The organism is Roseimicrobium sp. ORNL1 (assembly GCF_011044495.1).
Lineage (GTDB): Bacteria > Verrucomicrobiota > Verrucomicrobiia > Verrucomicrobiales > Verrucomicrobiaceae > Roseimicrobium.
Genome location: NZ_CP049143.1, coordinates 4839279 through 4851270 on the forward strand (window position 1 = coordinate 4839279; position 11992 = coordinate 4851270).

An 11992-nucleotide genomic window follows, 5' to 3' on the forward strand; every position below is an offset into this window, starting at 1 on the left:
AAGTCCGCTTATTTTTTCCCCACGGGCAGCCACTGCACCACGTCCACGATCACGTGGCCATCTGTGCCTTCGTTGGAGATTTCCACGCTGGCTTCCTCGCCTTCGTTGAAGGTGAAGGTTCCCACCGGCTGCAGGTAACCTTCCACGGAGGGCTTGTTCTTCTGGTTCACCTTCACCGTCTTTGAGCCACCGACATAATGCACGGTCACGGGGACATTGCTGGCGCGGTTGCTCAGGGCTGTGTAGCCGATGCGCACTTCATAGCTGCCGGCCTTCGGGAGCTTCGCGGTGAAGACGGCCTTCTGCGTGCCCTTCCCCTCGTTGTTGTCGTGCGCATAGCCTTCGCCAATGAACGGATGCGAGGTGGTGCCATGCGACTCGAAGCCGGTGAGCTTCGCCTGCAGGTCATCCACGATGATGCCGCCGAGCTTCTCCTTGTCCACCACCGCTGCCACGGGGATGGGAGGGGATTCAAAATCCAGCACCTGGCCGTCCGCCAGCAGGCGCTCCTTGAGCTTCGCGTAGTCGATTTTCTGAATGTCCACGCCCTGGTCGATGGCCTGCACCGCCGCGGTGGCAGAGCTCTGGCCGAGCACCATGAACACGGGCTCCATGCGGATGCTGCCGTAGGCAATGTGGGAGGCGCTCAGGCAGATGGGCACGAGGAGATTCGTGCACTCCTCCGCCTTGGGACGGATGCTGCGGAAGCTCACGGGATAAGGACGCACCCCCACCTGCACATCACCTTCATTGCGCACCTTGCCTTCCTTGGTGATGTAGCGCTGCACGTTGTGCGAGTCCATGTTGTAGGCGCCCATGCCCACGCTGTCCTCCACCACTTCGAGACGGCGGCAGTTCTTCTCAGACATCACGTAGTCGCCAATCATACGACGTGCTTCGCGCACGTAGAGCTGGCGGGGCCAGTGGCCGCTGTCGGCGAATTCATCCTTGCACAGGCCGAGCTTGGAGAAGGCGGCACGCATCTTCTCCGGCACGCGGGGATGGTTCGCATAGGTCCACATGAGGCCCATCTGATAATCGCGATGCTCCTGCACGATTTTTTCGCGCTTGGCGTAGTCCGCATCGGGATACTCATAGTTCATGCCGATGTTATCCGTGCTGACGGCGAAGTTGTTGTTCGTGTCCGTCTTGCGATTGGGCATGGGTGTGGGCGCCCACGAGTTGCGGTCGTCACCGGCCTCCACATTGCGCAGGGCGAGTTCGAAGTGCTTCTCGTCGTAGTTCGCGGGCTTCGGCCAGGGGATGCGGTTCTGCTCGTCATCCGTGCTGCACATGCGGTAGTTGTAGGCCTGCACGCGGTGGTCACCTGCGAACTCCTCGCCCGGGCCTTCCTTCTGCACGCCGGGGATGATGCCGCTCTTTGGATCACCGGGAATCACATAAGGATCCACGTCCACCTTGAACTGGTGGCTCTTCGAGCGGCCCACCTGCACGCCATTGAGCGTCTCGCCGTAGGTGGCGTTCGCCTCGCGGCCCACGTGGTATTTCACTCCGGCCTTCGCCATGAGGTCGCCCTCATAGGTGGCATCGATGAACATCTTCCCGGAGAAGCGCTTGCCGCTCTCCATGATGATCTCGGTGATCTTCGCTCCGTCCTTCTTCACGCCATTCTTCAAGTCCAGGCGCTCCCCAAAGACCACAGGCACCTTGGCCTCGGCAATCCAGGTGTCATACACCTTGCTGGCCACATGTGGCTCGAAGGTCCACATGGTATTCTCCGTGGCGCTGTTTCCATGGGGACGCTTGGCGAAATACTGATCGCGCGTCTGCTGGCGCCACTCCTTGTCATTCTGGTAGTGCTGCCAGATGCGGTGATAAAACTCACGCGAGATGCCGCCGATGGCCTTCTTGTTGCCAATGTCCGTGGCGCCCAGGCCGCCGGTGGTGAGGCCGCCGAGGAACTTCGTGGGCTCAATGAGCACCACCGTCTTGCCCATCTTCGCCGACTGGATGGCAGCGGTGACGCCACCAGACGTGCCGCCGTACACGACGACGTCAAATTTTTGAGCTTCCTCGGCAGCAAGTGTCGAGGTGAGTGAGGCGACAGCCAGAAGCAGGGTCCGTTTGGGAAACATCGTGAGTCAGGTGCGGTGGAACGTGTGAAACCGGAAAAGAGAACGCATCACCGTGCGCGCTCTCGCACGGCAGGTGCGTGTATTCCGTGTTCTGGACCAAGGTCCGAAATCGGATTCTTGGACAGGAAGAATTACGCTTTCAGAAGGAGGAGCCTCCGAAGTTGAAACAGGTCCGGGGGAACGGTGCCATCCGCTGTCCATGGCATGAGCTACATGTCATCCTCAGAACGTGGCCGGTTTCATTTATTCATTTATTCCGAACTGCTATTTTCCCGCTTGTAAATGCCCTCGCTGTCAGGCAGCACATGCCCCTTTCCAATGTTGCCAAAGGCCTGCCACTCCCAGACTCCGCACCTTCTTCGCTTCGCGCTTCCGCTCATCGCTGTCGTTCTCCTTGGCTTGTTGCCTGAGGGTGCCCAGTCGGCGTCGCCACCGACCTCCCAGCCCGAGGAAGTGGTGGCCACCCCTCAACAGGGATCCGCGGTCCAGGCACCGGCCGCCACCGCCACTACTCCCGCGATCACAAAAAGCACCCCCAAGGTCGCAAGCCTGCCGTGGGTGCGTGTGCCCCTGGTGCTGGCCCTCCTCCTGGGGGTACTGGGGTCTCTTGCACTCGGGTGGACCAGCACCCGGAAGCTCGCACTCGCGTGGAAAGGAGCTTCGACCCGAGGCAGGGTTGGCATCCTTGCGAAAGGCTTCGCAGGGATGGTTTTGTGGTTGTCGATCGCCTCCCATGCTTTCGATATTGCTGGATATCACGGCCTGGTGGCGATCGACCTGGAGAGGTCTTGGCAGCAAGTGCTGGAGTACGCCGCCGCGCATGGTCTGAGCTTCGGAGGTCAAATCATCTACACCTATGGGCCGCTCGGCTTCCTCACCACGGAAAGCGGCTTGGGAGGATTTGCCACGGAGCGCGCGCTCTTCGGCTGGGCCAGTGCCACAGTGGCCGCATACCTGGCGTTCAGAGTGGCGTTTATCCTCCCCAAACAGTACCGGTATCTCCCGTGGGCGTGGCTGCTGCTGAGTCCCGGGACGGAGGTCATGACGGCCGCCACGGTGGGCGTCGTGCTCATGTCCCCTCCCCGGTCCGTGGTGGTCGCGGGACTGGAGGTGCTGGGACTGGCCGCCTACGGGGCCATCATGTTCAGTTGCAAGTTCACGAATGTGGTCGCCTGGTCCGGCATGCTGGGAGCCGTGGCGCTCTACTACCTCCTGTGCGGACAGTGGAAGAGTGCCTTGGTGAAGGTGGTCCCGTTCGGCGTTCTCGGTATTGCCGTCTGGGTATTCAGCGGACAGCAGCTGAGCGGCCTTCCTCTGTACATCTCCAACGCACTGAAAATCTCCGGGGGCTATGACACCATGTCCATCCCTGCCCCTGCAGGATTGCTCTTCGCCGCGGTGACTGCAGCGGTGGCGCTGATACTCCTGAGCCTCGCGGGTCTTTGGGCGTCTCCCTGGCCGCAGAAGCTCAGGAATCTGGTCAAAGTCCTGATGATCCTCGGATGCGCCTTCATCTCCTGGAAGCATGGCTTTGTACGTGGAGACATGGGCCATGTGTTCCTGTTCCTGTGGGTGGCCGCACCATATGTCATTCTCCTGCTCTGGGCCTGCCCGGTTCCGGCCTGGCTCGTGAGCCTGAGCTGCAATTCGCCCTCGGGAGCTGGAAATGAAGTTCGTCTGGTCAGGGCGCGACTGACTACTGTCGCTCTGGTTGTCGTCGTCGTATGCACGCTCGGTTCGATGCTGGTCTATACAGGGAACCCCGCAGTAAGCCTGCGCATCCCCTTTTCACTAAGTCGAGGCGCCCATCGTAAAGCACTGGCCACCCTGTCCCCTGATTTCCGGCTCCCTGGAGTGGCCGACCTGAACCCCACACTACGCGCTGAGGCAGACCTTCCCAACCTCACCAAGATGGTGGGAACAGAGACCGTGGATGTGATCACCAACACTCAAGTGTGGGCGGTCGCCAACCACATGAACTATGCTCCGCGTCCGATATTCCAAGGCTATGCAGCAGGCTCCCCGGAACTGCAGAGGATGAATCTGGCGCATTACCTCTCCCCAGCCACCAAACCGCGCTACGCCCTCCTTCACCTCGGGCCCATCGATGGCCGGCATCCCTGGCTGGAAGATGCTCCCCTGCTGCTGCATCTAGCCACCCGATGGAGGCCCCTTTGGGAAGATCGTGGTTTTGTCCTGCTCGAAGAAGACCCCAATGCCAGGGAAAGCACCTGGACCAAAGTGAAGTCCTCCAAGAGCACTCCCTGGGGCAAGTGGGTGAAGTTCGTCTCCGAACCCGGAAGGCTGCTCTCCCTCCGGGTGGAAACTCTGAGGACTGGCTACGGCCGCCTGAAGCGCTTCTTATATCAGGGCACGCAGTGCGAGATCACCCTCCGGCTTGATACCGGCGAGGAGGTCAAGCGGACCTTCGTTCCCGAGCTCGCAGCCGAAGGCTTTTTGGTGAGTCCGTTCTTTCCAGCGGCTCCACACTTCGCCGAGTGGCGGAGCAATCCCGCCTTTTCATCTCCCCAGGTGGTGGCCTTCAAGCTCGCCCCCGTTGCCGGAGGGGAAGCCGAATTTATACCAACGTTCAAGTATCAGCTCTCGGCCTACAAGTACCACATGAAGGCACGCCCCGCCGTTCTCCCCCAGTGAGTGCAGTGCCTTGGAACCCCCAGCGGCCAGCGAGGTATTTTCCCAGCATTGAACGCCTGAAGGAGGAGCGTGCCAGACTCCTCGTTTGATTTCCCCACACTTCCCGCTCATGATACATGAGCGTCGCCAAAGTCTATCCATAGGACGGCGACATCAACACCATGAAATACCTTCTGGTTATTGCTCTTATCGCACTGGTCGTGTGGAATGCCTACCGCAGTCCCGCATCCGAATATCTCTACCCCAAGGACGGCCAGAGCCAGCGCTACCGCGTCAAGGTGACGGCAAATCAAGGACATCTAGAAGGAGGAGTCACCATCCGCAACGAGAGCACGGTGAAGATCGATGGTCGCGAATACAGCAAGTGCGTCATCAACTTCGACGGCATACCCGGCTCCAAGACCGTAACCACCTACATGCGAGCGGAGAACGACGGCATCTATTCCCGCCGTAGCACGGACAAACAGGAGGCACAGTTCCTGGACCTGCCACTTCCCCCGGAAGTAGGACGTAAATGGCGCTACAATGTGAATGGCAACGTCGTGGAGAAGGAAATTGTCTCCATCGAGACGGTGCATACTTCCCAGAAGTCGTACGAGCAATGTGTCAAAGTCGTGAGCAAGGGCATCAGCGAGTCCGGCTCCATAGAATCGACCGTCTACCACGCCCCAGGAGTTGGGCAGGTGAAAGCTGTGATGAAATTCCCGGCGGCAACGGTGGAGATGACGCTCGAAGAATAGGAAACAGGGAATCCTGGCCCTATCAACACCGCCCGTGAATAGTGGGCCATTATGATGTCATTGGCTTGATTTCTTTTTCGAAGAACGCCAATATCGAATAAAGAAACATAGCTATCTGTGCACGCATGAAAACAATCCTTGGTTTTCTCATCGGCGCCTTCTTTGTGTGGTTCTACCTCCACACGCCCCCCATACCGGAGGCTTCGCGTTATTACAGCATCAAGGAGGCGCTGTTTGATGTGACGGTCGCGACTCCCAATTCCTTGTATTCAGGCACGGCAAAGATGCAGTATGGCGGCACTGTCACGTTCAATGGCATCGAGTATCACAAGTTCACCTTCGTGTTCGAGCCCAAGCTCGGGATGCCCGATGAATATCTCTTCACCCGCCTCACGGAGGACGGCATCTATGCCCGCACCTTTGCACCCAAAAAAGAAGCACCGGAGTACCCCCTTGTTCCGTTTCCGCTGAGAGCCGGCAACGAATGGCAGGACATGATTAACGGTTATGTGCGCAAAAACAGGATGTTGCGCATCCAGTCTCTGGAAACCTCCACCAAAGTCTATCCCCAGTGTGTGCATATCCAGTCCTCGGGACACTACGACAGAACTGCAATGAGCCGGACGACCGTCTACGCGCCTGATGTGGGCCTGGTGAAAATGCACTACACGAGTGGCGGAGAAAAACGTTCCATCGAGATGGTCCGCAAGGCTGGATGACGCGGAAGTCAGGGAAAGATAATCCATGACCCACGTCACCAAAGAGCCGGTATTGGATCATTTCGACTATTGATTTTTCCTTATCTCCCCCCATCATAGACGAGGCTATGTGCCAGGGAGGCCCGCAAGCATCCCTCCGTTTTTTCATGAAGAAGATACTTGTTCTCGCACTTCTGGGGCTCGTCGGCTGGAATGCCTTTGGCAGACCGGAGGGCGCGGAATACTTTTACCCTTCTGGTGGAGACAGTCACAAGTACACCTTTCGGTCGACCACTGGATTCTATATCCATGCTCAAAGGGGATCCTTGTCCTCCACGTTTGGACAACATGCCACCCTCACCCACGACGAAACGGTTACCATTGACGGCCACACCTACCGCAAGATGGTCCTGAGGCACAATTCTCCCGGGACAAAAAACAGGGTCACCTACTCGCGGCTGGGAAAGGACGGAATTTACTCGCGGAGGTCCTCCGAATTGACCTCGGAGGAGTACCTGGAACTGCCGCTCCCCCCTAAGATCGGGCAGAAATGGCGCTATCAAGTCGGGAAGGAACACACCGAGAGCGAAATCGCGGCGATTGAATCCGTAGAGGTGGCCGGAAAGACGTACCACAAGTGCTTGAGGGTAAACTCATGGGGAACTGTCGATGGCATGCCCGCCTACTCCGTCACGCACTATGCCCCCTGGGTCGGCATGGTGAAATTCGCCTCCACGGTGGGTGGTCAGGAATTTGAGCTGGCCCTCTCGCAGGAGTGAATGACGCCCATGGGGCGCTCTCACTCCCCCTTACAAGAAAGGATTCCCCACGCGCTCTTCGCCGATGGTGGTCTCCTCCATGTGACCGGGCAGCACGCGGGTCTCGTCCGGCAGGGAGAGCAGGGGTTTTTCAATACCGGCCAGCAGCAAGTCCTCACTGCCTCCCGGGAAATCGGTACGACCCACGCCACCTGCGAAGAGCACATCGCCGCCGAAGACCAATTTCTCTGCCTCGCTATAGAAGGTGACACTGTCCGCGGAATGGCCCGGGATGTGGGCCAGCTTCCACGGCAGCCCCCCCACCTCGATGGAGTCTCTCCCTTCCAGGACTTCGTCCACCGCGAACTCCGGCACCGAGACACTGGTGCCAGTCGCGAAGCCGAAGAGGACCTCCAGAGTCAGATCGCGGGAAAACGGAGCGAAGGCCCAGACTCTGGCGCCATGCTCCTGCTGGATTTCCGCCGCATCCAGCACGTGGTCGAAATGCTGGTGGGTCAGCAGCAGGTGTGAGACCCTCACCCCCTGACGCCGCAGCCAGTCGGCAATGCCATCCGGCGCATCGACCAGGAACGTATCCGTAGGCGTGTTCACCAAAAATCCATTGGTCTGGGCAATGCCGCCGGTGAAGGTAGAGATGCGAAGCATGGCACGGATTAGCTGGAAAGAGGTGGACTTTTCAAACTAGAAAAGCGACAATCTTTCGAATTACCCCGGCTTGACCGGCGTACTACCTGTTACTGTGTCAAGAAACACCCCTGTGCTTACTATGCGCAAAGCCTCATCGCTCTTTTCGACGGTGGCCCTGCTGACCGTTTGGGCTACCGCTCCCTCTCCTGCCCGCGCGGAGACCAATTTCGGACAAGTGGCCATGCACGTGGCCTACATGCTGCAGAATCACCACCTCTCCCATCAGGAATTTGATGAGACGGTGTCCAAGAAGCTGCTGGAAGCCTACCTGAACTTCCTGGACTACAGCCACATCTACTTCACTCAGGACGATGTGGACAAGTTCCGCAGTGACTACTCCGGTACCCTGGACAAACACATCCACACCCGGAACATCAGCCCCGCGCTGGACATCTACTACCGCTACGAGGAGCGCGTGAAGGAACGCGTGGCCTTCGCCAAGAAGACACTGGAAACCAAGAAGTTCACTTTCGATTCCAGCCGTGTCATCGACGTGAAGCGCGAGAAGGCCCCCTGGCCCAAGGATGTGGCCGCCGCAGACGCCCTGTGGACGGACCTCATCGAAGGTGACCTGCTGGCCGAGCGCCTCACCGACCGTGCCCGTGAAGAAGCCAAGAAGCGCAAGGCCGAGGAAAAGGAAAAGTCCGCCAAAGCTGACCCCAAGTCCGCAGATGGCAACAAAACAGCCGCCACCCCCACGAAGGCTGAAGACGCGAGCGCCCCGTCCAAGGCCCAGAAGGTAGAAGACAAGGCCGCCGTCACGGATGCCAAGTCGGGCAAGAAGCCCGGCGCCCCGGTGGTTGCCAAGGCCAAGGCCAAGGATGAGCCCGAAGAATCCCCCGAACAGCGCGTGCTGAAGCGCTACGAGCGCCTGCTGGAGCAGCTCGCTGAGAACGAGCAGGAAGACATCGTGAACTACTTCCTCTCCTGCCTCGCCGGCAGCTATGACCCGCACACGGAGTACATGAGCCAGCAGGAGACGGACAACTTCAAGATCACCATGCAGCACTCGCTGGTGGGCATCGGCGCCCTCCTGAGCAGCAAGGACAACGTGGCCGAAATCCAGGGCATCGTGGTCGGCGGCCCCGCAGACAAGCAGGGCGAGCTGAAAATCGGCGACCGCATCCTGGCCGTGGGTCAGGGCGACACCTCCGGCGGTACCGGCGACTGGGTGGACATCAAGTACATGAAGCTGCAGAAGATCGTGGAAATGATCCGCGGCAAGGACGGCTCCGTGGTACGCCTGCGCGTGAACCCCGCTGGTTCCGAAGACCCCTCCGAGACCCACATCATCTCCATCGTGCGTGGTGAGGTGGAACTGAAGGAAAAGCTGGCCAACGCCGAGCTCATCCAGACCCCGGCTGTCGACGGCAAGTCCTCCAAGCTGGGCTGGATCAACCTCTCCGCCTTCTACGCGGACATGGAAGAAGGCACCGTGAGCTGCACGGCGGACGTCCAGCGCCTGCTGAAGCGCCTCATGGCCGAGAAGATTGAAGGCCTCGTGGTGGATCTGCGCGGCAACGGTGGCGGTTCCCTTGAGGAAGCCATCAAGCTCACCGGCCTCTTCGTTCCCAAGGGCCCCGTGGTCCAGGCCAAGGACTGGAGAGACGCCATCACCTGGCGCGATTGCGAGAACGAGCGCGCCGTGTATGAAGGCCCCCTCGTGGTGCTCACGGACAAGGCCAGTGCCAGCGCCAGCGAGATCTTCGCCGCCGCCCTGCAGGACTACCGTCGCGCGGTGATCATCGGTGAGAAATCCACCTTCGGCAAAGGCACAGTGCAGACCATCCTGCCGGTGGAGCGCTACATGCCCTTCTTCAGCGACAAGAGCCGCGCCGGCGCCTTGAAGGTGACCATCCAGAAGTTCTACCGCATCGCCGGTGGTTCCACCCAGCTCAAGGGTGTGATCCCCGACGTGCAGCTCCCTTCGCTCCGCGACGTGATGGAAATCGGCGAAGACTCGCTGCCGAATGCGCTGCCGTACGACACCATCCCGCCCCGTACCTTCACCTACGCCACGAAGACTCCGTTGCCGCTCAACGAGATCCGCAGCCGTGTGGAAACCCGCATCGCGGCCAATCCTGAGTTCCAGTACACCTTGGAAGACACCACCCGTCTGAAGGAGCGCATCGACCGCAATACCATCAGTCTCAACGAGAAGGACCGCCAGAAGGAAATCGATGAGAACCGGGCCCGTGGCGAAACCCGCAAGGCTGAGCGCAAGACCCGCGTCGAGGAGCTGGCCAAGACGGAGAAGGCTGGTTTCGACCAGTTCCGCCTGACGCTGGACAATGTGGACAAGCCCGACCTGCTGAAGGAATCTGCCTTCACCAAGGAGCAGGCCACTGGCATGCGTGTTGCCGAAGCTGAAGATGACGAAGACGGCACCGCCGACCTGAAGCTCTTCCCCTACGGCATGGAACCCGCCAAGCTGGAAACGCTGCACGTGCTGCGCGACCTCATCCAGCTCTCCAGCCGCCCAGCGCAAACCGCGAATACGAGCGACGCGCGGAAGGCAAATGGGTCGTAGGCCCCGTCATCCTGACTGAAATCACTTTCGAAGGGCAGGCCGCAAGGTCTGCCCTTTGTTGTTTTGAGGAAGAGAATGCAACTGACCGAGCGAAGCGGAGCGCAAGGAAAGGAGAGCGGCAGGGAGTAGTCCGGTTAGAGGGATGTAGGCGGGGTCACCTGCATTGGATTCAACGCAGAGACACAGAGACGCAGAGGAACTTCGGAGACTGAGATTCCGGAGGCGCTTCACCTTGAGAGGCATTGTTCGCGATTGGCGTAAGCATTCAAGGAAGTTAGCAGCTTGATTTTATTCCACACCTTTTCAAGTTCGCGCACCCATTGGCATGACGTACCATCGTTCGAGCCTCAACCACCTCTCCGGGCAAGTCATCGGTGCAGCCATTGAAGTGCATAAGGAACTAGGACCGGGACTCCTTGAGTCAGTCTACGAAGTCTGTTTGGTAGAAGAGCTTCGAAGCCGAAGGCTCAATGTTCAAAGTCGACTCCCCCTGCCTGTTTCGTACAAGGGACGTCCACTGGAGAAGGAACTTATTGTCGACATCATGGTCGAAGATACCGTGATTCTGGAATTGAAAGCGGTGGAGGGAATACTTCCCGTCCACCAAGCTCAGCTGCTTTCCTATCTGAGACTCACCAATCGAGCATTGGGCCTGCTCCTAAATTTCCATGTCAGTGTTATGACAGCGGGCATCACCAGAATCGTGAACAGCCGGGCAGACGTGATTGAGGATGTTCCCGACACTCATTTGCGCCGCAGGCAGCCACGAGGCTGACCAAACACCTTCACACTTGTCCCACGGAGGCCCTCAGTACTCAGTCTCCGAAGTTCCTCTGCGTCTCTGTGTCTCTGCGTTGAATCCAATGCACGTGACAACACCCATGACCCAAGGCCGATACGCACCATCTCCCACCACGCGCATACCCGCCTACGTCCCGCGCGTATTCCCATACAGATCCACATGGATCCTCGGGCAGTACCGCCACCCGCGCTCCTTGCACCACTCCACGACCTTCAGCGCGGATTCGTGCAGGCCTTCCACCGTCTTTCCCTCGGGCATCAGCAGCACATTTTCTGGCGGCGTCTTCACCTGGGCCTCCGCAATCATCCCCTCCACTTCGGCACAATCCGCCTCGCTGCTGACCACGAATTTCAACTGGTGCTCATAGCCCTCGCACCACGCGCGCACCACCTCCGGCTGCCAGCGTGTCTCTTCATGGCGCTCATGCCAAGCCTTTCCCGCCTGCTCCACACTGGGGGTTGAGTGGTGCAGCTTCGGGCTCAGGGAAGCCAGGTCACACGGCACCCCCTCCGGCGCAACCGTACCTGCCGTCTCAATCGTGATGTGCTTTCCCGCGTCCCGCAGCGCCTGCAACAGGTCCGGCATGCCCTTGGCAATCATCGGCTCCCCACCCGTCACCACCACAAACCGCGTAGGATGCTTCTCCACCTCCGCCAGGATTTCCTCGACGCTCATCTCCCGTCCCTCCGGATTCCAGGAAGCATAAGGTGTATCACACCAATGGCAGCGCAGATTGCAACCCGAGGTGCGGATGAAGACGGACGGTACCCCGGCCAGCCTCCCCTCCCCCTGCACGGAAAAGAACATCTCGGAAATGCGCATGCGGTATGGTGATGATGAGCGCCTCAAACGGTAACGGCAACGCTAACAGTACGTCTGCCGGTGAGGCGATGAGTTGATGGCCTAGGGTTGATGGTTGATAGCCTGAAGCGAGCGGGGCCGGTGGTGCAGGTTCAGGCACGAATCGAAGCTCTCAGTCTCCGAAGTTCCTCTGCGTCTCTGCGT

At 59.3% G+C, this 11992-nt stretch carries 9 protein-coding genes; 6 read left to right on the forward strand and 3 right to left on the reverse strand.

The annotated features are described in order from the left end of the window. Positions 1-8 precede the first annotated feature (8 nt). Complete coding sequence (locus G5S37_RS19660; RefSeq protein WP_165206148.1) at positions 9-2096, reverse strand: FAD-dependent oxidoreductase; 2088 nt, start codon at positions 2094-2096, stop codon at positions 9-11. 318 nt (positions 2097-2414) lie between these two features. Here G5S37_RS19660 and G5S37_RS19665 point away from each other — a divergent pair, with 318 nt between their 5' ends. The 4 genes from G5S37_RS19665 (at position 2415) to G5S37_RS19680 (ending at position 6968) form a co-directional block, all read left to right on the forward strand. After that, complete coding sequence (locus tag G5S37_RS19665) at positions 2415-4751, forward strand: hypothetical protein (RefSeq protein WP_165206149.1); 2337 nt, start codon at positions 2415-2417, stop codon at positions 4749-4751. A gap of 161 nt (positions 4752-4912) precedes the next feature. Then, on the forward strand, positions 4913-5491 hold the full coding sequence (locus G5S37_RS19670) for a hypothetical protein (RefSeq protein WP_165206150.1): 579 nt from the start codon (positions 4913-4915) through the stop codon (positions 5489-5491). Between the two features lie 125 nt (positions 5492-5616). Beyond that, a complete protein-coding gene (locus G5S37_RS19675) occupies positions 5617-6210 on the forward strand; it encodes a hypothetical protein (protein ID WP_165206151.1) in 594 nt (197 codons plus the stop codon). Positions 6211-6356: 146 nt separating this feature from the next. Then, the gene (locus tag G5S37_RS19680; RefSeq protein WP_206026065.1) at positions 6357-6968 is read left to right on the forward strand and encodes a hypothetical protein; all 612 of its coding nucleotides are present in this window, start codon (positions 6357-6359) and stop codon (positions 6966-6968) included. 30 nt (positions 6969-6998) lie between these two features. Here the strand turns inward: G5S37_RS19680 and G5S37_RS19685 are convergent, their stop codons facing one another. Then, on the reverse strand, positions 6999-7613 hold the full coding sequence (locus tag G5S37_RS19685) for an MBL fold metallo-hydrolase (protein WP_165206153.1): 615 nt from the start codon (positions 7611-7613) through the stop codon (positions 6999-7001). 121 nt (positions 7614-7734) lie between these two features. Here G5S37_RS19685 and G5S37_RS19690 point away from each other — a divergent pair, with 121 nt between their 5' ends. Together G5S37_RS19690 and G5S37_RS19695 are read left to right on the forward strand one after the other, a co-directional pair. Continuing rightward, positions 7735-10185, forward strand: a complete 2451-nt coding sequence (locus tag G5S37_RS19690) for a carboxy terminal-processing peptidase (protein ID WP_165206154.1) — start codon at positions 7735-7737, stop codon at positions 10183-10185. Positions 10186-10510: 325 nt separating this feature from the next. Next, entirely contained in the window at positions 10511-10960 is a 450-nt protein-coding gene (locus G5S37_RS19695) for a GxxExxY protein (RefSeq protein ID WP_165206155.1), read from the forward strand. A 153-nt stretch (positions 10961-11113) separates the two neighbouring features. On the opposite strand, the gene G5S37_RS19700 is transcribed toward G5S37_RS19695, so the two are convergent. Continuing rightward, positions 11114-11809, reverse strand: coding sequence for a 7-carboxy-7-deazaguanine synthase QueE (locus G5S37_RS19700; protein WP_165206156.1), 696 nt, complete (start codon positions 11807-11809; stop codon positions 11114-11116). Between the last annotated feature and the right edge of the window lie 183 nt (positions 11810-11992).